This is a genomic window from Pontibacter russatus, from assembly GCF_009931655.1.
Taxonomy (GTDB): domain Bacteria; phylum Bacteroidota; class Bacteroidia; order Cytophagales; family Hymenobacteraceae; genus Pontibacter; species Pontibacter russatus.
On sequence record NZ_CP047984.1, the window covers coordinates 4,251,443 to 4,274,572 of the forward strand.

Sequence of the window (23,130 nt, forward strand, 5' to 3'; positions counted from 1 at the left end):
TTTGTGTTCAACATAAATTATTACTCTATACCCTCTTCCTGTAGTTTTTCTTCTTCCTCTTTTATTTTCTGCTGCTCTTCCCTCGTTACCCGGGCTTCCTCCAGCTTGCGCGCTTTCTGCCTTCGCTGCACCTCCTCCAGGCTGCGGAAAAGGTCTGCGAAGTCGTTGTACTCCCGCACGTAGATTACCGACATACCGGTGGCGCGCACGTCGCCCCCCTCCAGCACGCCCTCATACTGATTGCGCTGAAAGCCCCGCACCCGCAGCCGGCCATCCTCTGTCAGGGAGTACTCCACTGATATGTCGCCGCCAAAGCCGCTCATGGTCTGGTTAGACCGGTTGCCGCCCTCCAGGCCGATGTCAGTGCCCACGCTCACAGTGAGCCTGTCGTCGAGGAACTGCTGTTTCAGGGCCACGTTCAGGTCGGTGCGCCCCTCTGCCGACCCGGAGGAGTAATCCTGGTAGGAATCAACGCCGAACTCAAGGCCGAGGCCCCCGGCATACTGGTTGGTGAGCTGGTTGAGCTGGTCTGTCAGGGCGCCGCTTAGGCTGTTGCGCACCGTTGACTCTATGCCCCCGCCCGAACTGGCCAGGGGGTTGGGCGCCAGGAAGCGGTTGAGCACCAGGAGGGCGAACACCTGTTTGTTCAGCTCCGACTCGTCCTGCCGCAGGTTCTCGAGGCTCGATATCACTTCCTCCGGCACATCTCCCTGTTCTCCTTCCGCTAACTCTATGTCAAAGCTGATTTCCGGTGTCAGCAGTTCGCCCTCCACATTAACCAGCACCCGGAACTCCGCCTGGTTTTGCAGGGCGGGGTCATCTACACCGGCCAGCTGCGAGGCCACCAGTTCCCGTGGGGCCGTTTCTACGTTATATATAGCCGTGATGTCCATGATTCCCTGGAGCGGGTCGCCGGACCAGTCGATGTAGCTGCCATCCGCTATATCCAGCTCGCGGGAGGCCAGGTCGTAAAACTCCATACTGTAGCGGCCGTCGGTAATGGTGTAGCGGCCACTCATGTTTATCTCGCCGGTTGGCCGCATGCCAATGAACAACGGGTCAGCGGTTCCCCGCACCGTCAGCTGGTCGCCGGTGGTGGGGTCTATGACGATGGTGATGGGTGTTTCGTCGGTTACGAAGATATCTGCCTCCACCTCTGCGCCCACAAAGCCCGTGACAAGCTCCACCGAGTCCTGCCCCGGCTGCCGGATGATCCTGTCCAGCTCAGGCCCCAGCTCCACAAACTCCACGATGCCTTCGCGCTCGGCGGCTCCCACCGACTCGGCCGGAATAACCGTGGTGAAATCCGAGCCTTCCAGCACATGTACATCTACCTGCACCACAGGCACCTCCATATTGCCGGTAATGGTAGCGTCAGCCGCCACGAACAGGGTGCCGTAAAAAAGGTCGTTGTTGGCGGCGGTGGAGTTCAGCGCCAGGAACCTTTCAGTCTCTACCCCCAGGTCGAATTGAAAATCGGTATAGGTGTCGGTCGCGATGAGGCCATTCACCACCAGATCATTCTCCAAAGAATCCGTGACCGTGAAATCGGGGAAGCGGATGCCCTGGTCATCAAACACCAACCGCTCATTTTCTAATGTAAACAGGGAGCCGAACATGGTGAGGTTAAACTGTGCCCGGTTGAAGTTCAGCTCACCGAGAATAGTGGGCTCCGCCACGGTCCCAGAAATGCGAAAATTGCCATTGGCTGTGCCATCCAGCTGCTCCACCATGCCAGCCGTAAATCCTGCGAGGGAGGCCATGTTCAGGTTGGCCACGTTGGCATCCAGGTTCAGGAGCGTGGCATTCGGCTGTGTCTCCATAAAGCCATTCACCAGCACCTGGTTCCCGTTGTCGGTCAGCTTCGCGTCGATGTTGTAGCGGTTTCCGCCTGCGTTGCTGGCATTCAGGGCCAGGTCTCCTACGGGCACGCCCTCAAATGTAAAATCGGTCACGGTCAGGTCCGAGGTGAAGGAGAGGTTATCACCCATGATGTCATTCAGGGTGGCTTCCCCGTTAATGATTCCCGCTATCAGACTGTCCTGCTCCTCCTGCACAGTGCGCATCAGGTAACCGATGCTCAGGTTCTCGAAAGCCACGTTCAGGGGGGCACCCGGGGCAACCGGGCCGGTGCTGTTCAGCGCTATCGCCTGGTTGTTGTGCTGCAGCCTTATATTATTGGCATAGAGCAGGTTGGTGCCGAACTGCAGGAAATTGTCCTGCGGCACATCCCAGTCATCCCCGTTTACAACCAGTTGGTCAGGGTTGAAGGAGAAGCGGTAGCCAGTGCCCAGGCTGTTGAGCACGCCCCCGAGCACAAACTTTTCTGCCCCGGTGGTGTCGCCGGCAATCGCTACCTTCACGGCCAGTTCATCGTCCATCGCGGCGCCATCTATGCTTATGTTTTTGGCGTTCAGGGAAGGGGACAGCAACTGCTGCAAATTAAGGCTATATGCCAGCTGCTCCTGGCTTCCGTCTACCTGCAGGCTGAGGTTCTGCAGAGTGTAATCCATATATACAATCTTGCTGATTTCGCCATCCAGCTTTAGTTGCTGGGTATCGCTGTCGTAGGTGGCCGTGATAGGTGTGGCTGGCTGCAACTGCTGCAGGTCGGGCACAAACGAGGTGATAATCCCTGTCTGTTTCAGGTCGATTGTCGCTGTAAAGTCCTTCAGGTTGATGCTGGCAGGGTAGGGCGGGTCGGGCTGCAGGTCGATGTAGTATGAGAAGTATTTTTGCAGGGCCGTGGGCAGGGTCGCCAGCGAGTTCCGGAACTTCATGTCCGCATCCACTATATCAGACTGCAGCGCGATCTCCGCTACTTCCCCCTGCTGCTCCAGCTCCATCATCAGCGTGTCGATCGGGAAGCTCTCGCCGTTGTGGCGCACAAGCAGTTCGCTGCCGGCCAAGCGGCCGCTGATGGTGGCGGCGTCGGCCCCGGTGAAGCTGCCTTCCAGATTGCCCTGTACCGCCAGTGGTTCAGTATATAACTTCAGGGCCTGCAGGTCTGCTTTTTCCAATGACAGGGTAAAATCGTAGGCCGGGTTCAGCGTGTCGCGCAGGTTAAAGTCACCATTCAGGTCAAATGCCAGGTTCTCGTCTTCGGCGGTGGCCTCTACTGCATATAGATTGCGGTCTATGTCCGCGTCGATATCGATGTCGTTGTAGGAGTAGCCACTGTAGTCGAAGCGCTGCACCGACGCCTGCACGCTGGCCCGCATGTTTTCAGGCGTCAGGCCGGTGCCTTTAGCCTCCGCCACCAGGGCCACAGTGCCCAGCCCCAGGCTGTCGTCCGTGAACAGTTGGCCCAAATCGAAGCCATCGGTTTTGACTGTGGCGTTAAAAGCTTCATTTGCCCCCATATCCACCACGGCCGCCACATTGCCAAAGGAGCTGTGCAGATCCATCTTCGTGTCGAACTCCGTGAATGTTCCCTGGAAACTGCCATCCAGGCTTAGCTGGCCCGGCAGCCTGAAGTCGGGGGGGATGGTGCCGGCCGGGGTGAGCGCGAGTATATCGGCGCGGGTGGTGGTAAAACGGTCGATGTTGAGGTCGAGGTAGAGGTTATCGGGGTCCATGGCGTTGCGCACCACCCCGCTCACGTCCACGTTGGTATTGTTCAGGCCTTGCAGTTGCAGACTGCCGATGCGCAGGTTGTCCAACTGGCCTTCCGCCTCAGCCTCCAGTTTAATGGTGGAGTTGGCGATGCTTCTAAAGGCAGGGTTCAGGGCCATGTCCGGCATCAGGTACTGCACGTCCTGCAACCCGATGTAGCTGTTATTGATGTCCAGATTCAGGTTTACCTGCGAGGGGTTCTCCGTTATCGCGTCCAATGATGGATACGTCATCTTGAGGTCGTTCTGCAGGTGGCTGCTTCCTGTTTTCAGGTCCAGGTTGGCCAGGCTGGCGCTGGTGGAGTCCACGACGATGTTGGCGTTGAAGTTCTGGATCTGAAAGCCGCTTTGCTCCTGCAGGGTGAACTGGTTCAGGTCCATCCGGATGCGGTTCGTGCTGAAGAGGATGTCGTCGGCGTCCAGTACCACATCCGTCACCAGCAGATGGTCGTAATCGATACCCTGCGGCTGCTCCGGCGCGTTGGCATTGTCGAAAAGCAGGTTCAGATCCGCCACATCCAGCTCGCCCAGCGTCACCACCCAATTCATGGGCTGCCCAGCCGTCTCCTCCACCGACTCGTCCAATTCCTCCACGGTCTCTGCCGGGTTCACCGCCAGCGAGTCAACGGGCTTGTACTTCTCCTGCACGTATTTTACCTCAGTGTCGCGGAGCATGAAGCTCTCCAGGTCCACGTGGGCTCCCTTCAGGTCAATGTTGTCTGCCACCAGCTCCGACTCCCCCAGGGCCAGCTCAATGCGCTGCTCGGCGGGGCGGCTGAGGTAGCTGACGCGGATATCCTCCAGGGCCACGCGGTTCAGGCCGAAGTCCAGCTCAAGCGGCTCGGTGGCGGCGGTGTCGGGTGGCGGCAGTTTCGTCTGCTCAAAATCAACCCAGGTATGGGCCAGATCAATCTCGTCCACCAGGTAGCGCTGCTCGTCCAGGTTCACTTCCTCCATGGTGGTGGTCAGGTCGCCGATGCGGGTCCTGATGAAGTTGCCGCCCGCCTCATCCCGGAAAACAACATACACATTGTTCAGGTTGATGATGCCGAGCGAGATGGCCATGGCTGATGCGGTGTCGGCGGGCTGTGCGGCCACTGCGGAGGTGTCGGTGGCGAAGGCCTCCGTGATATAGCCGAAGTTGGTGGTGCTGTCTTCGCGGATGTGCAGCTTGAGCGTGGCGTTGTCGAGGTCTACCTTGCTGATGTTCAGTTCCCCGCTCAGGAGCGAAAACACGGCCATGTCCACGCCCAGTCGCTCAGAATACCAGAGCGTGTCCTGCTGCTGGTCCTCCACATACACCTCCGTCAGCACGAGGGTATTGCGCCAGTCGGTGGTAAAGCCGCCGATATCCACCCGGGTGCCCAGGGTCTTTTCCAGGTAGTTCTCCCCCTGCGTGGCCAGGTAGCTCTGCACGGCCTGAAACTGCAGCGCGATGATGATGAGTATAAGCAGCCCTACTACAATGGCGATTGGCCAGAGTATGATCTTGAGGGCGATTTTCCCGAGATGTTTGGCAGAAGCGATAGAAGTGCAATATTAGTGTGCTCTGCTTTTACGGAAAAGCCTGAAGATGGATAGGTGAAATGAAAACTTAAATAGAGGGGGAAGATAGGGGAGGGGCCATTCCTGCAGGAATTTGCAGCCGAATGGGGCGGATTTGTATTTTATACTCCAGGGCGTTACGCCGCAGGAGTATAAAATGAGGGATGGGAAGCTGCTTTATTTCGTTATATATTGGTTATATATATAGCAACCATATATGGCCGAATAAAGCCAGTATATATGGCAGGCTATATAAGCTATATAGGCAAATCAGCTCGACAGGATGTTCACCATGTTGATGAACTCCGGGTTGATGGGCTTGTCCTTGGTGATGGTGTCGATGAACGGGGTGAAGGTCAGCTCGGAGTTGATGATGCCGGCCATCTCGTTCTTGCGGCCGGCCAGCAGCCCTTCCACGCAGGCGATGCCGAGCTGGCTGGCCAGCATGCGGTCTGCTGCAGTAGGGGAGCCGCCGCGCTGCACGTGGCCCAGTATGGTAACGCGGGCGTCCATGTGCGGCAGGGCCCGCTGCACCTTCTCGGCTACCTCGGTGGCGCTTCCCTCTTCGCCGCCCTCTGCTATAATCACGATAAAGGAAGTCTTGGAGCGGCTCCAGCCCGTGCGGAGGGTGTCCACCACGTAGTCGATGCTGGTGTCGGTCTCCGGGATCATCACAATCTCGGCGCCGCCGCCGATGGCACAGGGTATGGCGATATAGCCGGAGTCGCGGCCCATCACCTCGATGAAGAACACGCGGTCGTGGCTGTCGGCCGTGTCGCGGATCTTGTCGATGGCGTCGAGGGCGGTGTTCACGGCGGTGTCGTAGCCAATGGTGTAGTCGGTGCCGTAGAGGTCGTTGTCGATGGTGCCGGGCGCGCCCATGGTCGGGATGCCGTACTCCTCGAAGAAGATGTTGGCCCCCGTAAAGGTGCCGTCGCCGCCTATGGCCACCAGCCCCTCGATGCCGAGCTTCTGCAGTTGCTCATAGGCTATCCTGCGGCCCTCTTTGGTGGTAAACTCCTTGCTGCGGGCCGAGCGCAGGATGGTGCCGCCCTTCTGTATGATGTTGCTGACAGAGTAAGACTCCAGTTTGGATATCTCCCCCTTTATCATGCCGTTGTAACCGCGTCTAATTCCGTATACTTCTATACCATGATATACAGCGGCCCTTACAATTGCTCTTATGCAGGCATTCATGCCCGGAGCATCACCGCCGGAAGTAAATACGCCAATTTTTTTCATGGAAGAGTGATGTGTTAGTTTAAAGTTATTCAGTTGTTTTTCAAGCGTGACCCTGTTATTTTACGCTTAGTGAGGGAGGGGCAATTTTCGTAGGAGAGGTGCCTCGGTGCAGCCATTAAAAAAAGGCCCGAAAGCACGACTTTATAAATATGAAAATCGTATGCAATAGCGAAACACCACACTTTACTTTCGCGGCGCGTGCTGCATTGTCCTTACACGGTGTGCGTAAGAACGCAAATTTAGCAGAAAGTAAAGTTATAGCACAATAGCAGACCAATTAATTAATCTAAATTTAGAGGCAACCTATGTTCGGTTTTTTTGAAAGCGAAGAAACAAAGAGATTGAAGAGCCATATCACCAACCTGGGTGCGCTGGCCAAAATTGACGGACACCTTGACCCGACGGAGATGAACTACATTGTCTCTATCGGCCAGAAGCACGGCATAAAGGCGGAAGAGGTGCGGCACCTTGTCTCGAACGTGGCCAACATAGAGCCACAACTCCCCGCCAACGACTCCGACCGGTTCGACCAGATATATGATTTGGTGGAGATGATGCTGGCCGACGGGATTGTGGATGAGAACGAAATGGACTTCTGCATCAACATGGCGGCCCGGCTCGGCTTCAAGAAAACCATTGTGGGGGTGCTGGTGCGTAAAATCTCGATGGGCGTGAAAGACGGGCTGAGCCGGGCCAACATCAAGCGCGATGCGCAGTCTTTCCTGAACTACTGATTGGCTGCATGATGCAAAACACACGGTACTACAGCTTCTGCCTGCTGATGCTGCATGCCGCCCTTCTCCTCTTCCTGAGCTTCTACTTCCTGGTCCGTGAAGACTACCTGCTGCAGTTCCTGCAGCAAGAGCTGCCCCTGCAGTTCCTGCTGCGCTTCTGCGCCTTCTGGTTCGCCAGCTTTGTCTTTACATTCTCTGTTTTCCTGTTGTACGTGCAGCGCTACCAGTTGCAGATGCCGGCGGTGGAGCGCAGCTATGCCTTGCAGGCCGGCAGGTTTGCCTTCAGCATCGGGTCGGGGGCGGCAGCCCTGTGCTTTCTGCTGCTCTATGTGCTTTTCCTGCGTTAAGGTGTTGCCACCGTGCCGCCGCGGCCACATATAGTCCGGCTTCCTGGTTCAGGGCATCTAATTGCTGACGCCGTAGGAGATAAAGGTGCCGCCCTCAAACAGGTAAACTACGTCTTCTCCCTCAATGCCGAGGGCCACAGCATCGTGTTCAGCTTCCATTTCATCCCTTTCCGCACCGATGCGCAGCGGCTCCCCCTGTTCCATCAGGTAAAGGTAATAAGGGCTCTTGAGGGCGCCCCGCTCATTGAACAATATGTCGCGCTTCAGCTCGTACAGCTCGTAAACGCCTTCCTGCTCCTGCAGCGCCGCCACAACCACCAGGTCGTCGCCTTGCTGCAACTGCAGTGCCAGGTCCTGCCGGGTGTCGCCGTTGAAATCGCCGCGCACCACCATAGGAGCCTGCAGGTACCCCTCCGACTGTTCCAGGGCTTCCTCCGTCAGCGCGGGCTCTTTCCAGTTTGCATACTCCTCCGTCAGCCGCCGCAGTACAGGTGGCGGCAGGGGCATGGTGGGGCTTATATCGTTCTTATCCGTCTTGAGGGCGTCTTTCCGGGTGTTTGCTACTGAGTCAAGTGCCTGGGCGGGGGGTGCCACCTCTACCTGTCCGTCCCGGACTTCCTCGTTTTTTGGGCCACACGCGACGGCTACACCCAACAGGCCCAGCAGGTACAGCTTTTTTTTCATGGTGTATGGTGTCTTCACATATATGCTTACTGTTGCGGGGGCCAGGCAGTTACATTGGCCAGAACACCGGCACCAGCAGCAGGATTACTGTTATCAGCAGCAGCGTGAGCGGGCTGCCTATCCGGATGAAGTCCCAGAACCGGTACTTGCCCGGGCTGTAGACCAGGATGCAGGCAGGCTCGAAAGGCGTGACGAGCGACACCGAGGCTGCCAGCATGATGGCAATAGCGAAAGCCCTGGGGTCCGCCCCCATCTCCACCGCAGCTCGCAGCGCCACCGGCACCACCACCAGTGCCGCCGCCGCATTCGACATGGGTTGGGTGAGTATCACGGTCAGAACCACAAAGCCAGCCAGCACCGCCATTTTGCCCATTGGGCCCATCATATCCACAATGCCCTGCGCCAGAAAGTCGGCGGCACCGGAGTTTTCCATGGCCGTGCCAAAGGCCGTCATGCCCCCAATCAGGACGAGCAGGCGGAAATCGATGGCGGCGTAGGCTCTGTCGGTGCTGATGCAGCGGAAGAGGATGCTGCAGATGGCGGCCAGCAGGAAGGCGATGGAGAGCGGCAGCAGTTGTGAGGTGCCCAGCAGGATGGCCACTGCAAAGCAGGTGATGGCAATCACGCCCTTGCGCTTCTTATACAGCACCGGCTCAAACTCATCCAGCAGGGCCACATCGTTGGAACTGCGCATCTGGTTCAGCCGCTGGGAGGAGCCCTGCACCAGCAGCAGGTCCCCGAGCTGCAGCTCAATGCTTCCGATCTTGCTGCGCAGCGTCTCGCCGTGGCGCGAGATGGCGATAACCACCAGGCCGTAGCGCTGCAGGAAATTGACCTCTTTCACCGTCTTCCCAATCAGGCTCGACTGCCGCACCACGAGCAACTCGGCCAGCCGTATCACATCTGTCTGCAGGTCCTTCTCCAGAATGACATCGGCCATGATCTGGATGCCTTTCGTCTCCTTCACCTTCATCAGGTTGTCAAGGTCGCCCTCCACCAGCAGCACGTCGTCCGCCTGTATGCGGGTGCGGAAATCGGGGAGAAAGTTGTCCTTGCCCCGGATGATGTTCAGGATGCGGAAGTTGAGCGAGGTGAGGTCGGAGGCGAATACCAGTTGGCCCACCAGCGGCGAGTCTGGCAGCACCACAATCTCGGTCAGGTATTTCTGTAGTTTGTATTCCTCGGCCAGTTCCTGGTCGTCGTGGTCGGGCAGCATGCGTTTCCCGACAGTCATCATATACACCACCCCCACCAGAAAAATGGCGACACCGATGCCCGTAATTTCAAAGAGGCCGATGGGGGTAGGCCGGTTTTGGCAATGTAGCCGCTCACGGCCACGTTGGTGGAGGTGCCGATGAGCGTGCAGGTGCCCCCCAGTATCGCCGCATAGGCCAGTGGCATCAACAGCTTGGACGGGCTTTCGTTAATGCGCCGCGACAAACCCACAAGCGGTGTCACAAACATGGCCGTTACGGTGGTGTTGTTCATAAACGCCGACACAATGCCCGTGACGACCATCACGACGAACAGCATCAGGTGCGAGCTCCTGTGCGCCAGCCGCGCCAGCCTGACCACGGCAAAATCGAGGATGCCTGTTTCCTGCAGCGCCGCGCTGAGTATGAAGATGGCGGCGATGATGATGATGAAGTCGCTGCTGAAGCCGTCGAAAGCCTCTTCGGGGGTGATGATGCGCGCGCTTGCCAGGATGATGAGCATGATGAGCGTCACAATCTCAACAGGGAGTTTCTCTGTCGCGAAAAGCACTACTGCAATCACCAGCAGCGTTAGCACAAGGGCTATTTCCATAAAAGTCCTGATTTGGCGACCTTTGGCTTAAGGCGCGGCTTCGGGCTTTTACGTGCAAGTGGTGTGGGAGGGTGGTGTTTGCGAAGGAAAATTTGCGGGCGAATTGCTGCGCCGTTCAGAATTGTGAATTATATATAGAAAGAAAAGCCTCTGAAATTCAGTTGATTATATATGTTCAGCGCCGACAGCCTCATCGATCGAGCGCAGGATAAGGGCGCAGGCCTCCCTGATCTGCTCTTCAGTGATGACAAGGGGCGGCGCGATGCGCATGGAGTTGTCGCAGAACAGGAACCAGTCGGTGAGCACGCCGTTGAGGATGGCCCGGTCTATCACGGCTTTCAGCACCTCAAACGACTCAAACTCCGCCGCCATCATGAGGCCGCAGTTCCGGATTTCCCTGATGCGCGGATGCACCAGCAACTGGCGGAAAAGTTCGGCTTTCCGGGCCACGCCTGCCGTCAGGCGCTCCTCCTGAATCACCTGCAGGGTGGCCAGCGAGGCGGCGCAGCTCACGGGGTGCCCGCCGAAGGTGGTGCAGTGGCCGAGGATGGGGTCGGTTTTGAAGGCGGCCATCATCTCCTGCGGGGCGATGAAAGCCCCGATCGGCATGCCGCCTCCCATCCCTTTGGCACAGACCAGGATGTCGGGCTCGATGCCGAACTGCTCAAACGCCCAGAAGGTGCCGGTGCGGCCGAAGCCACACTGTATCTCATCCAGTATCAGCAGGGTGCCGGTTTGGGTGCAGCGCGCGCGCAACTGCTGGAGGTAATTATTTTCGGGCACCCGCACACCGCCCTCGCCCTGCACCGTTTCGATGAGCACGGCCGCCGTGCGCTCCGTTATATATAGCAGATCCTCCACCTTGTTGTAGCGGATGTGGCGCACATCGGGCAGCAGCGGGCGGAACGCGTTTTTGAAGCTCTCGCTGCCGTTTAGGGAGAGGGCACCCTGCGTGGAGCCGTGGTAGGCGTTGTAGCAGGAGATAAGCTCGGTGCGGCCCGTATGGCGCTTGGCCAGCTTCAGGGCGCCTTCCACGGCCTCGGCCCCGGAGTTGAGAAAATAGGTGTTGTTGAGGCGCGGCGGCAGCGTCTGGCTCAGGGCAAAGGCCAGTTGTGCCTGCGGGGCCTGCACAAACTCGCCGTACACCATCAGGTGCATGTACTTGTCCAGTTGGTCATATATGGCCTGCAGCACCCGCGGATGGCGGTGGCCCACGTTGCTCACGCCGATGCCCGAAATCAGGTCGAGGTAGCGCTGGCCTTCCCGGCCGTACATATATACGCCCTCCGCCTTCTCCACCTCTAACATCAACGGAAAGTCCGATGTCTGCGCCACGTGCTGCAGAAACAATTGCCTCTGTGAAATCATGGGGCAAAGGTAAGAAGAATGGCCGAAAGAGGTTGTGCGAGTTTGTGCTTCTGCTCTTCCGGCTGCTTACCCCGCCGTTTAGGCATAGCTTTCAGAAGTATAGACGACCGTGCCTTCATGCCTTTGGCTGTCCGGAAACAAATCTGCGGCAGGCACCGCTATGCGTTTGGTTTCAGCGGGTATCGGAAAAAGCGAAAGTGCCCTAAAACGGAAGGAACCAGTGCCTATACACCCTGGCAAAATGAACCTGCGCTCTCCCGGAGGGCGCCCACATTTCAATGCAGGGATAATCTGTCAATCGCGATGCAAAAGCCTTGTATCCTGACACCTGCTACCCGTGTCCCCTGAACTATATATACCGGCTTCGGAGCCATATCATATATAAACCCCGAAGCCGGTATATATAGCTCAGGCATTTACGAGGCGCATGCCTTTCTCGTCGTAGCGGGTGCCGTGGATGTTTCTCATGATACTGCCGATTTCCTGCAGGTCTTCTTCGGTAAGGGCTACGTTCACGGCTTCGATGTTGGTGAGCAGGTGCTTTACCTTCGTGGTGCCCGGTATAGGGATGATGTCCTCGCCCTGGTACAGGAGCCAGGCCAGCGCCAGCTGCGCGGGCGCGCATTCCTTTGCCTCGGCTATCTGCTCCACCTTCTTCACCAGGTCCAGGTTCTTCTGGAAGTTGTCGCCCATAAAGCGCGGCGAGCTGCGGCGGTAGTCGTCGGCATCCAGGTCATCGAAGCTTTTGATGCTGCCCGTCAGGAAGCCGCGGCCCAGCGGGCTGTAGGCCACAAAGCCAACGCCCAGCTCGCGGCAGGCGGGCAGCGTCGTTTCCTCCACATCCTGGCTCCAGAGCGAATACTCGCTTTGGATGGCCGTGATCGGGTGGATAGCATGGGCGCGTCTGAGGGTCTCGCCGGAGGCCTCGGAGATGCCGATATAGCGCACCTTCCCTTCCTGCACCAGTTCGGCCATGGCCTGCACGGTTTCCTCGATGGGCGTTTCGGGGTCCACGCGGTGCAGGTAGTACAGGTCGATGCTGTCGCGGCCCAGGCGCTTGAGGCTGGCCTCGCAGGCTTTCTTTACATAATCCGGCTTGCCGCTGATGCCGCTGGAGCGTTTGGAGCCGGGCTCCCGCACTATCCCGAATTTGGTGGCCAGCACCACCTGGTCCCAGCGGTCGTGCAGCGCCTTTTTCAGCAGTTCTTCGTTCCGGCCCACCCCGTACATATCGGCCGTGTCGATTAAGTTCACGCCCCGCGCCAGGGCCGTGTGCAGGGTGCGGATGGATTCCTGTTCGTCCGGCTGCCCGTAAAAGTCTGACATGCCCATGGCGCCCAGCCCAATCGGGAACACATACAAGTCGCTCTGGCCGATTCTTCTTTGTTTCATGCTTGGTTCATTTAGGTTTGAAAACAGATGTGATGCCCTGTGGTGTACGCTTTCTGCGGCAGGAGGATAAAAGGCATTTCACAAAATACAGCGGGGATATATAGCGCAGCGCGTGAGTGCCGGTGGCTGGCAATCAAGGCCGCACCCGCGAGTTTATCACCAGCACTTTGTCCCAGATGGCCTTGTTCTGTGCTATAAAGCGCTGATGCACCGGATGCACCGAGTAGCGCTTTATCTCTTCTTCGTTGCGGTAGGTGGTATAATGCATCACATCATACTCCGGCTGCTCGGTCAGGTCTCCCAGCACGGTGGGGCCCGCGTGGTAAGACAAGATATAGGAGATGCTGTCCTTCAGGCCTGCGAAGCCCCGCATGTGCTGCGCGATAGCCTCGGGGGTGGTGCCGGGCTTAAACTTAAAGCAGACAATCCGCTGGATATTGGCTTCAGCCGGCAGGCTTGCGGCAACCGGTGCCTCCTGTGCTGTGGTGGCTGCGGAGGGAGCCCGTTGGTCGCAGGCCGAAAGGAGCAAGCAGCCAAATCCGAATAGTAATAGATTTCTCATGATACAAAAGATAAAAGGTGCAGATAAAATTGTTTTAGGTTGATGATATATAAAAGAGGTGCGGCAGATGCTTATATGTGTCATACAGAAAGGGCATTCCCGGTATCAAGTCAGGCTTAGCGGAAGAAGGCACTGCCGTGAATTTAAGAATTTAGCGGTAACTGCCTTGGGCCTTCTGCCGCCTCCGTTGCAGGGGGCAGCGTTGCATAATCTGCCGCTATATAGCCTTAAATACGCCCCGCCTCGTAAAAAGAGCTGGGGCCGATGGCTCTTTATATATGTTTCACTAAAACAAAGGAGGGGATATGCCACAGGGAGATAAGTCGGCTTACACCGATAAGCAGAAGCGCAAGGCGCAGCATATAGAAGAAGGCTACGAAGAACGGGGCGTGAGCCACGAGGAGGCCGAGAAAAGAGCCTGGGCCACCGTGAACAAGCAGGACGGCGGCGGCAAAAAGAGCGGCTCCGGCAGGGCCAACCACAAAAATAAGTAGTCCTGTATTAAAACGGGCCAGCTGTTTTTAGCAGCTGGCCCGTTTGTTTTCACGGATAATTGTTGGTGTGCCCGGTCGGGTCGTCGCTTTTCGGTTCTACAGTTGGCGGCAGGCCCGAGGCCACGCGGTTGTGGGAGTAAGGCCTCTTGCCCTTCCGGCCAAATTTTTCGGCGCGGCGCCTGCCCATCACCGACAGCGCCAGCCCCGCCAGCGCCACGGCCCCGGCAATGGCCACAATTTTTGGCACCGGATTGCCCACCGGCGGCGGCACCGACACCACCCCGCGCTCGTCTGTGATGGCTGGCTCGTGTATATAGCGCCCTGTGCTGGGCACGGCCTTCACCCAGAAGTTCTTCACCAGGTCGTCTAGCTGCCGGCGGAGTTCCTCACCCGCCATGGGCATACCGTGGCCCGAGGCCGCCACTTCAGGGCTAAGCTCAGAGAGTATCTCCACAGAGTGGTGGGCGGCGGCCCAGTCGGGGGTGAAGTAGGCGGGCGGGCCATGCACTTCGCGCTTCTCCGTCATCACCGCCAGCGCAGACTCCGCGTCGCGTGTCGTGAAGGCGTCGCCAAGCACCAGCACGCGGTCCTCCTCCCTGAAAAAAGACACATGCCCGGCGGTGTGGCCGGGGGTATGCAGCCAGCGCCAGCCTTCCAGCCCGGGCACCGAGCCGTCTTCGGGCAGCAGCTCAATATAGTTTTTGATGTTGATGGGCTTTTTGGGGTAGGCAAACGCCATATAGGCCATGCCGCCTCCGCCCACACTCGAATCGGGGGGCGGGTAGCTGGACAGGCCGGTGAGGTAGGGCAGCTCCATCGGGTGGGCGTACACCGGCACATCCCACTCGTGCGCCAGGTCTTTCACGGCGCCTATATGGTCGAAGTGCCCGTGGGTGAGCAGGATGGCCCTGGGCCGCGATTCGTCTCCAAACAGTTCGCCAGCCGCCCGCCGAATTTTGGCGGTGCAGCCCGGCACGCCCGCGTCTACGAGCACCCACGAGCCATCGGGGTTCGCGATAAAATACAGGTTCACAAAGATTGTTTTCAGGCCCCACACGCGGGGTGCCACGGCAAAGGTTTCCCTTCTGCCGGCGTAATATTTATTTTTAGGAGCTTCCATAGGCAGTGGTTGTTTGATTGGCAACAGACTCAGCTTTTTACGTACGAGGGGCGCGCCAAAGAGGCTGTCTGAATCATTGCAAACCAAAATTTTAATGTTTTTTAGCGGTTGTTGTTTTTTGTCTGCCGAAATTTGCCGTTATTTAGCTAAGGCATGGGATTAAAGCACTTCGTGCGGGCGCTGCAATTTTAACGCCGTGATTTCCTGGAGTACAGGAATTATTTATCTTACCGGAAAGTTGTTATACTATGGTTAATCTGTTTATACCCCCCAGCTATATGGCCGTTTACGCCAAATGTGTGGACGCGACCATGCCTGCCTTTGACCCGGAAGAGTGGATTGAGGAAGGGAAAGTGTACGCTGTGAAGCACTTCACGGAGCCCCTGAACCAGGGCGAAGGCTTTGCCGTCACCATCATAGACGAGGACGGCGTAGAGATTCACCCGTCGCCATCGCACTGGAGCTTTGCCTCCACGCGCTTCGAGCTGTACACCCTGCACCTCAATTAGACCAAAATCAGGGAACTGTCGTTAAACATACAAGGCTGCCGCGCGCAGCCTTTTTTTTGATAAGCTGTGCAAGTGCCTGATGATATGATACGTGCTGAAGAGTTTAACCAATTGCCGCCGCACCTGCAAGCGGAACTTGTACTGGGGCAGGGCCACTACCTGCACCACCGCATCCGGGGCTGGTGCAAGATAGACCTGTACTGGCTGCATGATTTCTACGTGGAGCTGTGGTTCCTCTACGACCTGAAAAGCATCGGCCTTGTGCGCGCCCTCACCGACTATGCCCACCTCGAGCCCTACCTCGATACCATTAAACTGAAACTGGCCCTGATTAAGAATGAATAGTTTGTAGAATTACGGATTTTAGCGCCTGGCAGACCAGCTTCTATATAGAAGCTGGTGAGCAAGTTGAGTTATCTAATATAAACTCATTCACTCATTCAAAATTCATATTTTCGTGCATGAGCAGAAATTTATTGTTAATCAGTACCTCCACCACCCATGGCACCGGCTACCTGGAGCATGCCGGGGAGGAAGTGAAGGCCCTTCTTGAAGGCAAAACCAGCCTGTTGTTCATTCCCTATGCCCGCCCGGGCGGCATCTCCCACAGCGATTACACCGCCACTGCCCGTGAGGCTTTCGCAAAGTGGGGCATCCGCGTGGCCGGGGCCCACGAATACGACGAACCGGTGAAGGCGGTGAACGAGGCGGAGGCCGTGTTTATCGGGGGCGGCAACACCTTTGTGCTGCTGCGCAACCTCTATGCGAATAAACTGGTGCAGCCGTTGCAGCAGCGCGTGCAACAGGGGGTGCCCTATATAGGAACCAGCGCGGGCACTAATGTGGCGGGCAAAACCATCGGCACCACCAACGACATGCCCATCGTACACGTCAAAACCTTCGATGCGTTGCAACTGGTGCCGTTCAACATCAACCCGCACTACCAGGACCCGGTACAGGGTTCCACGCATATGGGCGAGACCCGTGAAACCCGTATCGCAGAATTCCACTACCACAACCGCCAGCCCGTGGTGGGCCTGCGCGAAGGCAGCATGCTGCGCGTGATAAAGGATACCATCACCCTGAAAGGAAACCTCACAGCCCGTATTTTCCTGCAGGGCGAGAAACCCATGGAGTTTGCCCCCGGCGATGATATCAATTTCCTGCTGGATGCGAATTAATGAAACGGGCGCCCCGAAGTAAAACCTGCACATGTGGTATGCTGTGCATTGTTTCAGGGTGCCCGCTATTTTCTCAGATGCTGTGGTACTCAAACAGGTACAGGTAGTTGTAGTGGACCATGGGCCTTTGCTTGCTCTTGCCCACGTTGCCGGCGGCCTTTTTAGAGCCATACTCCGCCTTGCCCAGCCCGATCTCCTCGCCCTTCTCATCCTTTATCCGGACGATGTCCCCTTTCGAGAAATCGCCTGACACGGAAACCACCCCGATGGGCAGCAGGCTGTTTGCCTCCGCCGCGTGTAGGGCCTCGCGGGCACCTTCGTTCACGATCACCTCGCCTTTTGCGTAGTTGTCGCTGTGGGCCACCCATTTTTTGAGGCTCGGCTTGGCAGAATCGGGCTCGAAGTAGGTGGCGGAAAGCGTTTTGTTGTAAAAGTCGAGCAGCACGTTGTCGCGGTTGCCGTTGGCGATGAACACATGGATGCCCAGGTAAGCTGATTTCTTCGCCATCTTCAGTTTGCTTTGCATGCCTCCACGGCCCATAGACGATTTCGAGGCGGTTATATAGCGGCCCATGCCGGTGCTCCTGCGCCGCACCCGCTCGATTACTTTCGCCCTCGGATCGTCCGGGTGACCGTTGTAGATGCCGTCCACATTGGTGAGCAGAAGCAGGGTGTCGGCGTCTATCATGGCGGCGGTCATGCTGGCCAGCTCGTCGTTGTCCGTGAACATGAGTTCCGTCACTGCCACCGCGTCGTTCTCGTTTATGATCGGGATGATGCCGTGGCTGAGCAGGCCCGAAAGGCAGCCCTTGATGTTCAGGAAATGCCTGCGCGAAAGGAAATCCTGGGGCGTGACCACGATTTGCGCCACCTGGTGCCCCGCTGCATGAAAAAGGTCTTTGTAGGCATATATGATGTCGATCTGGCCCACGGAGGCAAGGATCTGTTTCCGGACCACCGACTCTGTTTTATCATCGAAGCAGATGCTGTTGCGGGCGAAGGCCACCGCCCCCGACGACACAAGCACCACCTGCAGCCCCTGCTCTTTCAGAAAGACGATTTGCTTGACAAGTTCCGCCATCCGCTCCCTGTCCGGGGTGCCGTCGTCTTTGGTCAGAACGTTGGAGCCTACTTTCACGACAACTCGCTGTGGCTGGTAATTCATATTGATTGAAGCTATTTTGATGGTGATTAAACTGAAATGGGAAAAGGCGGCTCGCATCGGGCGAGCCGCTCTTATATATGCCATAGGCCATAGGTGTGCTGCCCTTACATACTGCCTGAAATCGGGAGAAAGGGAAAAGGAGGTTGCAGTTTATATATAAATGAGGGCTATATATAAATCCGCCGCTAACGGCTTACTGCAGCAGCTCCTGCAGCGCACTGATCGAGATCTTGCTGTTGTCCCTGTCGCGCTGCTCTTTCAGGGCGAGAATGCGCTGGTGCGAACCCACCAGACCTTTGATGACGGCAGAACTCAGGCCCTGGTGCTCCATCTCGTTGAGGCCCGTGATGGTGCACCCCTCCGGCGTGGTTACCTTGTCTATCTCCTGCTCTGGGTGCGACCTGTTGATGGTGAGGAGCGTGGAGGCCCCCTTGCTGACCTGCACGGCTATTTTCTGGGCGTCTTCCGCATCCAGGCCGAGCTGGATGCCGCCCTGCGTAACGGCTCTGATAAAGCGCATGTTGAAGGCGATGCCGCTGGAGCACAGCACGGTGGCCCCAGCCATCAGTTCCTCCTCAATCACCAGTGTCTCGCCGAGGCAGTTGAAGATCTCTTTCACGTCCTCTTCCACGTTCGCCGCCTTGGCGTTAAAAGCGAGGCTCGTCATGGATTCCTGCACGGCAATGGCCGTGTTCGGCATGCACCGCACGACCGGGTAATCGCCGACTACGCTGGTGATGTCATCGATGGTGACGCCTGCTATGACGCTTAACAACACATGCTGCTCAGGATCAAGGACCGGCTTTATCTCGTTCAGCACGTGCTCGAGGTGCGCGGGCTGCACGCAGAGCAGAATATAGCGGCAGTTCTTAACGGCAAAGCTGTTGTCGTTGGTAACTTGCAGGCCTTTGTCTTTCAGGCGCTGCAATGACTTCGTGTTTCTCCTGGTTACATATATGTTTTCCGGTCCATATTTCCCATTGCTCAAGAGTCCTTCTGCAATGGCGTTTCCGAGATTTCCTGTACCCAAGATGGCGACGTTATCAATATGCATGTTACTGTTTTTTATGATGAGGATGAATGTTAAAAATTAATGTTTACAAATCTTTCAGACTGCAAAAGTACAAAATTTACAAGGGGAATAAAAATCATGGCCAGATTCACGCACTCTTAGACAGGCACTCAGCACCAGACAGACACTGCAAGAGCACGCATGATGGCGCACCCTATAGAAGGCATAAAGAAGGGGACTGTAAAACGGAGCAGCAGGCCGCAGTAGAATGTTCTTTATGTTATATATATGACTGATTGTTAGCAGTATGTATAATAAAGATCATTTTAAATGACTGTAGATTGCTTGCCAAAGAATACTGCGCTGCTATTCGTCCGTGGCAACCGGATGAACAGTGGGAGGCGGGCGCACAGGAAAAAGATAATATTTTTTGAATTTCGGGATCTGGCTCCCGTAGGTTTCCGCTGGTAGCCACAGCTACAGGTGCTGCCAGGCAGGATTATGAGGTAACGGAAATTTGCAATTATATAGGATATATGGAGGCCTGCCCCTGACATACCGGTTTACATACAGTCGCAGATGCCTTGAGGGGATAGGAGCGTTTCTTGCCGGGGCCAACTGAAGGCATATGGACGAGGATGAAGGATGCAGGTTTATAGATGGCTGCCGGTACAATCATATAAAACTTTAAATGTCGCAGCGGAGCAAGTCAGCGGCTGCCAAGCAGCCCTTTCATGCCTTTTGGCACGAGCGGCAGCGTCTTGAGCCGGACACCCGTAGCCTGCGCGATGGCATTCCGGATGGCGGGCGCGATGCCCACGATGGGCGCTTCGCCGGCCCCGGAGGAGGGCAGGTCTTTCCTGTTGAGCTGGATTAGCTGCATGGCGGGCATGTCCCTAAAGCGCGGCACCCGGTACTGCGCGAAGTGCGGGTTCTGTATTCTGCCGTTCTCAAAGTCGACGGCTTCGAACAAGGCGCCCCCAAGCCCCTGCACCACCGCGCCCATAATCTGGTTGTCGAGATGCGCCGGGTTCACCACGGCGCCACATTCAAAAGCGGTGGTGGCCCGAATGACCTTTACCTCCCCGGATACCGGATCAACTGCCACCTCGGCGCAGGTAGCCGTAAAGCCGCCCTTCTCGGTGCCGCCGCCAATGCCATAGCCGTGGTTTGGGGCGGGGGTTGTTTTGCCCCAGCCGAAGCCTTTTGCCGCCGCCTCGAAAACGTTGCGCAGCCGGGATTCCTGCAGGTTCTTCAGCCGGAACGCCAGCGGATCCATGTTCACGAGGTGCGCCAGGTCATCCATCTGCGACTCTATCACAAAAATGTTCGCGGTGGAGGCAAGCCCCCGGTAGGAGCCCTGGTACAGCGGGGAATCCACGGGATGGTACTGCACCAGCTGGTTGGCCACCATATAGGGCATTTTAATGCCGGATGTCCCGGAGTTATAGTTATGGAATTCCCAGGAGGTGATGGTGCCATCGTCTGTGACGCCGCTGCTTACCTCTATCAGCCCGCCCGGCCTGAAATAGGCCCAGGTGAATTCCTCCTCCCTTGTCCAGACAAGCTTCACCGGTTTTTGGGCGGCTTTGGCCAGCCGTGCGGCCTCCAGGGCTGCCTCGCCGGAGTGTTTGCCACCGTATGCCGATCCTGTGTCGGGCATAATTACCCGCACCTTTTCTTTGGGCATACTGAAGAGTTCTGAGAGCTCTTCCTGCACCCCGAAGGGCCGTTGCGTCCCCGTCCAGACAGTGAGCTTATCCTTGTCCCACTGCGCCAGGGCGGCACGCGGCTCCATGGGGGCGTGGGCTATATAATCAACCGTGTATTTCCCGTGCAGTGTTTTGCTGGCGGCGGCCATGCCTTCGGTTATGTTTCCTTCCTCGGTACTTCCCCTGCCACCGCCATCCGAAGCATTTTCTTTGAAATAAGAGAATATCTCCGAACGGGAAGGCTGTTTGGTGGTGTTCCATTTCACTTTGATGGCGGCCAGGGCTTTTTCTGCGGTGGAGCGGTCTGGAGCGGCCACCCCGATAAAATTATTCTCATGCACTGCCACCACGCCCGGCATGGCCTTGGCGGCAGAAAGATCGGCGCTTTCCACGGTAGCTTTGAAAGCGGGTGCGCGCAGCACTTTCCCATACAACATGCCCGGGAGTTTCATATCAGAAACAAACTTATGCGCCCCGGTCAGCAGCTCCGTCGCACCGACTTTTGGCACAGAGGTTCCGGCTATTTTCCAGGCTTCCGCAGGAATAAGCGGGATATCATCTGAAACAGTCTTCAGGATCTCCTTTCCTTTGGTAAGCTGTCCGAGAGTTAGGGATTTGTTTGTCTTGGGGTTGATGACGTTTCCGCCGGACACCCGCAAATCTTTTTTAGGCACGCCCCACGCTTTGGCGGCCAGTTCCAGTACGGTTTCGCGGGCTGCCGCGGCGGCCCGGCGCAATTGCGGACTCATCCGTGGTGTGGTGAGGCTGCCATAGGTGCCGGAATCATAGGGCGTGCGGGCAGTGTCGCCCATTATCAGGGTGATGGAAGCTACGGGCATATATAGTTCCTCCGCCACCGCCTGGGCAAGCGAGGTGCGGATGTTCTGGCCCACTTCCACCTTGCCGGTATATACCGTCACCGCATTGTCCTCGCCTATATGCAGCCAGGCTTCCACGGCATCCGCCGTAGCTTTACCTGTCGCGCCTGCTTCTTCTGAATCGGCCACCAGCGCAAAAGCATCCTGCAGCACAAACGTAACGGCTATCCCGCCACCCAATAGTTTAAAGAACCGGCGCCTGCTTTTACTGAACTGGCTGATTTCCTCCTCGTCCGGCTGACGTCGTTCGTCGGTTGCTGTTGCTCGCTCCATAGTCCTTTCTGTTTATGCGTTGGCGGCTTCCTGTATAGCCGTTATGATTTTGGGATAGGTGCCGCAGCGGCAAATGTTCCCGTTCATGAACTGGATAATTTCCGCCTCGGTCGGGTTTGGGTTTTCGCGCAGCAGCGCCACGGTAGACATCACCATGCCCGGCGCACAATAGCCACACTGGAAAACGTCGACGTTCTGGTAGGCCTGCTGCACAGGGTGCAGCTTCCCGTTGGTGGCAAGCCCTTCAATGGTCATGATTTCCTTGCCCTGCACGGCGCTCAGGGGCGTTCTGCAGGAGCGGACGGCTTTGTTGTCCAACAGCACCGTGCAGGCACCACACTGGCCTTCGCCGCATCCGTACTTGGTGCCGGTCAGGTCGAGCTCATCACGCAGCACGTGCAGCAGCAGCTGATCAGCGCTGGCTTTTACGGCATGCTTTTTCCCGTTTATCAGTAGTTCCATGGTCATTCAGGTTTATCAGGAGGATAAACTAAACTTAGAAAAATATACTGGTAAATGCAAGATTGTCCGGGAGTTACAGCAAGGATATAACTTAGTGCAAGCCATAAATACCACAACCTTCGCCAGTGCATGAACCTCATCCAAATACTAAATTTAAATATAGGCTGTGAATCAGGGTACTAATAAGGGGTCGCCTCCTGCGTTTGTCTGACAACCTGCGAGTTCCTGTATAACTGGAAAAGTACCGCAAGCGCCACCAGCACGATGCCAGTCCACGCGGTGGCGCTGATGTCGGGGCTGGAGGCCATATCTAACTGCCGATGCTTGAGGATGATGCCGTAAAACGCCCACACCGTTACCAGGCCCACAAAAATATTCCGCCGGTGCAGCACTATATAAAGTGTTAATACCACGGCGACTGCCAGCATAAAGAGGGTCCAGAACTCCGGCGTCAACCCGAAGCCGTCCCATCCTAAACCCACCAGCGCAGCACTGACGTTGGCAATAGTGGCAATGCAAATCCAGCCGAAGTAAATGCTGAGCGGGAACTGCGTAAACCAGCGGGAGGCAATCGAGCTCGACGGGTCATATATCCCCACCCGCATCTGAATCCAGAGTAAGGTGAGCAGTTGCACCAGCATCAAAACCACGGAGACCACGAGCCACTCATATACCCACGCGATGGTCCAGGCGCCGGTGGCCAGGTTGTTGAGGATGAACAGGTAGTTGATGCGCAGCAAATCTTTGTTGGCTTCATGGTCTGCACCCGCCTTGTAGGCTTTTACCAGGTGATAGATACAAAAGGCAGTTAAGGCTATATAGATGACGCCCCAGATGGCGAACGTAATGCCCGCCGGCGTGAACAGCGTGGGGTATTGATCCGACACTTCGCCAATGGTCTGCGAGTTGAGGACCTCGAACTGCGTGAGCTGCGACGGCACCAGGTGCACCAGGAAAAACAGCCCATTCAGGACGGCTAACAGTCTCACTTTGCTCATGGGCCTTATTTTATATAGGGTTTATATATACC

Annotated in this window: 20 protein-coding genes; 6 read left to right on the forward strand and 14 right to left on the reverse strand. The window is 56.8% G+C overall.

Features of this window, described 5'->3' with window-relative positions; genetic code table 11:
- Positions 1-20 precede the first annotated feature (20 nt).
- Positions 21-5,141, reverse strand: coding sequence for a translocation/assembly module TamB domain-containing protein (locus GSQ62_RS17645; RefSeq protein ID WP_317164404.1), 5,121 nt, complete (start codon positions 5,139-5,141; stop codon positions 21-23).
- Positions 5,142-5,429: 288 nt separating this feature from the next.
- Complete coding sequence (pfkA, locus tag GSQ62_RS17650; protein ID WP_161890735.1) at positions 5,430-6,401, reverse strand: 6-phosphofructokinase; 972 nt, start codon at positions 6,399-6,401, stop codon at positions 5,430-5,432.
- Between the two features lie 305 nt (positions 6,402-6,706).
- Between pfkA and GSQ62_RS17655 the strand changes: the two genes are divergently transcribed.
- The gene (locus GSQ62_RS17655) at positions 6,707-7,135 is read left to right on the forward strand and encodes a TerB family tellurite resistance protein (protein WP_161890736.1); all 429 of its coding nucleotides are present in this window, start codon (positions 6,707-6,709) and stop codon (positions 7,133-7,135) included.
- A gap of 8 nt (positions 7,136-7,143) precedes the next feature.
- Positions 7,144-7,482, forward strand: a complete 339-nt coding sequence (locus GSQ62_RS17660; RefSeq protein ID WP_161890737.1) for a hypothetical protein — start codon at positions 7,144-7,146, stop codon at positions 7,480-7,482.
- Positions 7,483-7,539: 57 nt separating this feature from the next.
- Here the strand turns inward: GSQ62_RS17660 and GSQ62_RS17665 are convergent, their stop codons facing one another.
- The 6 genes from GSQ62_RS17665 to GSQ62_RS17685 form a co-directional block, all read right to left on the reverse strand.
- Positions 7,540-8,166, reverse strand: coding sequence for a hypothetical protein (locus tag GSQ62_RS17665; protein ID WP_161890738.1), 627 nt, complete (start codon positions 8,164-8,166; stop codon positions 7,540-7,542).
- 49 nt (positions 8,167-8,215) lie between these two features.
- Positions 8,216-9,403 (reverse strand): SLC13 family permease, encoded by a 1,188-nt coding sequence (locus GSQ62_RS17670; RefSeq protein ID WP_237586762.1) that lies wholly within the window; start codon positions 9,401-9,403, stop codon positions 8,216-8,218.
- Positions 9,400-9,972 carry an SLC13 family permease gene (locus tag GSQ62_RS20920; RefSeq protein WP_237586763.1) on the reverse strand — a complete coding sequence of 191 codons (573 nt, stop codon included), beginning with the start codon at positions 9,970-9,972 and terminating at the stop codon, positions 9,400-9,402. Before GSQ62_RS20920 ends, GSQ62_RS17670 begins: the two co-directional genes overlap by 4 nt.
- Before the next feature lie 165 nt (positions 9,973-10,137).
- On the reverse strand, positions 10,138-11,337 hold the full coding sequence (locus GSQ62_RS17675) for an aspartate aminotransferase family protein (protein ID WP_161891504.1): 1,200 nt from the start codon (positions 11,335-11,337) through the stop codon (positions 10,138-10,140).
- A 411-nt stretch (positions 11,338-11,748) separates the two neighbouring features.
- Complete coding sequence (locus GSQ62_RS17680; protein WP_161890739.1) at positions 11,749-12,732, reverse strand: aldo/keto reductase; 984 nt, start codon at positions 12,730-12,732, stop codon at positions 11,749-11,751.
- A gap of 133 nt (positions 12,733-12,865) precedes the next feature.
- A complete protein-coding gene (locus tag GSQ62_RS17685) occupies positions 12,866-13,294 on the reverse strand; it encodes a Dabb family protein (protein ID WP_161890740.1) in 429 nt (142 codons plus the stop codon).
- Between the two features lie 305 nt (positions 13,295-13,599).
- On the opposite strand from GSQ62_RS17685, the gene GSQ62_RS17690 reads away from it, so the two are divergent.
- Positions 13,600-13,788: a hypothetical protein gene (locus GSQ62_RS17690; protein ID WP_161890741.1), complete on the forward strand. Its 189-nt coding sequence runs from the start codon at positions 13,600-13,602 to the stop codon at positions 13,786-13,788.
- Positions 13,789-13,837: 49 nt separating this feature from the next.
- Here GSQ62_RS17690 and GSQ62_RS17695 read toward each other — a convergent pair whose 3' ends face one another.
- Positions 13,838-14,908, reverse strand: coding sequence for an MBL fold metallo-hydrolase (locus tag GSQ62_RS17695; RefSeq protein ID WP_237586764.1), 1,071 nt, complete (start codon positions 14,906-14,908; stop codon positions 13,838-13,840).
- Between the two features lie 278 nt (positions 14,909-15,186).
- Between GSQ62_RS17695 and GSQ62_RS17700 the strand changes: the two genes are divergently transcribed.
- From GSQ62_RS17700 to pepE, 3 genes are all read left to right on the forward strand, one after another.
- Positions 15,187-15,417 carry a hypothetical protein gene (locus GSQ62_RS17700; protein ID WP_237586765.1) on the forward strand — a complete coding sequence of 77 codons (231 nt, stop codon included), beginning with the start codon at positions 15,187-15,189 and terminating at the stop codon, positions 15,415-15,417.
- An 84-nt stretch (positions 15,418-15,501) separates the two neighbouring features.
- Positions 15,502-15,762 (forward strand): hypothetical protein, encoded by a 261-nt coding sequence (locus tag GSQ62_RS17705; RefSeq protein WP_161890743.1) that lies wholly within the window; start codon positions 15,502-15,504, stop codon positions 15,760-15,762.
- A 116-nt stretch (positions 15,763-15,878) separates the two neighbouring features.
- Positions 15,879-16,598, forward strand: coding sequence for a dipeptidase PepE (pepE, locus tag GSQ62_RS17710; RefSeq protein WP_161890744.1), 720 nt, complete (start codon positions 15,879-15,881; stop codon positions 16,596-16,598).
- Positions 16,599-16,671: 73 nt separating this feature from the next.
- Here the strand turns inward: pepE and proB are convergent, their stop codons facing one another.
- The 5 genes from proB to GSQ62_RS17735 all read right to left on the reverse strand — a co-directional run bounded on the left by proB (position 16,672) and on the right by GSQ62_RS17735 (position 23,098).
- Positions 16,672-17,763, reverse strand: a complete 1,092-nt coding sequence (proB, locus tag GSQ62_RS17715) for a glutamate 5-kinase (RefSeq protein ID WP_161890745.1) — start codon at positions 17,761-17,763, stop codon at positions 16,672-16,674.
- Positions 17,764-17,956: 193 nt separating this feature from the next.
- The gene (proC, locus tag GSQ62_RS17720; RefSeq protein WP_161890746.1) at positions 17,957-18,817 is read right to left on the reverse strand and encodes a pyrroline-5-carboxylate reductase; all 861 of its coding nucleotides are present in this window, start codon (positions 18,815-18,817) and stop codon (positions 17,957-17,959) included.
- A 667-nt stretch (positions 18,818-19,484) separates the two neighbouring features.
- A complete protein-coding gene (locus tag GSQ62_RS17725) occupies positions 19,485-21,638 on the reverse strand; it encodes a xanthine dehydrogenase family protein molybdopterin-binding subunit (RefSeq protein ID WP_161890747.1) in 2,154 nt (717 codons plus the stop codon).
- 12 nt (positions 21,639-21,650) lie between these two features.
- Positions 21,651-22,100 (reverse strand): (2Fe-2S)-binding protein, encoded by a 450-nt coding sequence (locus GSQ62_RS17730; protein ID WP_161890748.1) that lies wholly within the window; start codon positions 22,098-22,100, stop codon positions 21,651-21,653.
- Positions 22,101-22,279: 179 nt separating this feature from the next.
- Positions 22,280-23,098 carry a hypothetical protein gene (locus tag GSQ62_RS17735; protein WP_161890749.1) on the reverse strand — a complete coding sequence of 273 codons (819 nt, stop codon included), beginning with the start codon at positions 23,096-23,098 and terminating at the stop codon, positions 22,280-22,282.
- Between the last annotated feature and the right edge of the window lie 32 nt (positions 23,099-23,130).

Bases quoted from the DNA above. Each gene is read 5' to 3' on its own strand.
- pepE (WP_161890744.1), top strand. From the start codon at position 15,879: ATGAGCAGAAATTTATTGTTAATCAGTACCTCCACCACCCATGGCACC.
- GSQ62_RS20920 (WP_237586763.1), bottom strand. From the start codon at position 9,972: ATGGAAATAGCCCTTGTGCTAACGCTGCTGGTGATTGCAGTAGTGCTT.
- GSQ62_RS17725 (WP_161890747.1), bottom strand. From the start codon at position 21,638: ATGGAGCGAGCAACAGCAACCGACGAACGACGTCAGCCGGACGAGGAG.
- GSQ62_RS17735 (WP_161890749.1), bottom strand. From the start codon at position 23,098: ATGAGCAAAGTGAGACTGTTAGCCGTCCTGAATGGGCTGTTTTTCCTG.
- GSQ62_RS17685 (WP_161890740.1), bottom strand. From the start codon at position 13,294: ATGAGAAATCTATTACTATTCGGATTTGGCTGCTTGCTCCTTTCGGCC.
- GSQ62_RS17700 (WP_237586765.1), top strand. From the start codon at position 15,187: ATGGCCGTTTACGCCAAATGTGTGGACGCGACCATGCCTGCCTTTGAC.
- GSQ62_RS17695 (WP_237586764.1), bottom strand. From the start codon at position 14,908: ATGGAAGCTCCTAAAAATAAATATTACGCCGGCAGAAGGGAAACCTTT.
- proC (WP_161890746.1), bottom strand. From the start codon at position 18,817: ATGCATATTGATAACGTCGCCATCTTGGGTACAGGAAATCTCGGAAAC.
- GSQ62_RS17730 (WP_161890748.1), bottom strand. From the start codon at position 22,100: ATGGAACTACTGATAAACGGGAAAAAGCATGCCGTAAAAGCCAGCGCT.
- GSQ62_RS17680 (WP_161890739.1), bottom strand. From the start codon at position 12,732: ATGAAACAAAGAAGAATCGGCCAGAGCGACTTGTATGTGTTCCCGATT.
- GSQ62_RS17665 (WP_161890738.1), bottom strand. From the start codon at position 8,166: ATGAAAAAAAAGCTGTACCTGCTGGGCCTGTTGGGTGTAGCCGTCGCG.
- proB (WP_161890745.1), bottom strand. From the start codon at position 17,763: ATGAATTACCAGCCACAGCGAGTTGTCGTGAAAGTAGGCTCCAACGTT.
- GSQ62_RS17660 (WP_161890737.1), top strand. From the start codon at position 7,144: ATGATGCAAAACACACGGTACTACAGCTTCTGCCTGCTGATGCTGCAT.
- GSQ62_RS17655 (WP_161890736.1), top strand. From the start codon at position 6,707: ATGTTCGGTTTTTTTGAAAGCGAAGAAACAAAGAGATTGAAGAGCCAT.
- pfkA (WP_161890735.1), bottom strand. From the start codon at position 6,401: ATGAAAAAAATTGGCGTATTTACTTCCGGCGGTGATGCTCCGGGCATG.
- GSQ62_RS17670 (WP_237586762.1), bottom strand. From the start codon at position 9,403: ATGATGACTGTCGGGAAACGCATGCTGCCCGACCACGACGACCAGGAA.
- GSQ62_RS17690 (WP_161890741.1), top strand. From the start codon at position 13,600: ATGCCACAGGGAGATAAGTCGGCTTACACCGATAAGCAGAAGCGCAAG.
- GSQ62_RS17705 (WP_161890743.1), top strand. From the start codon at position 15,502: ATGATACGTGCTGAAGAGTTTAACCAATTGCCGCCGCACCTGCAAGCG.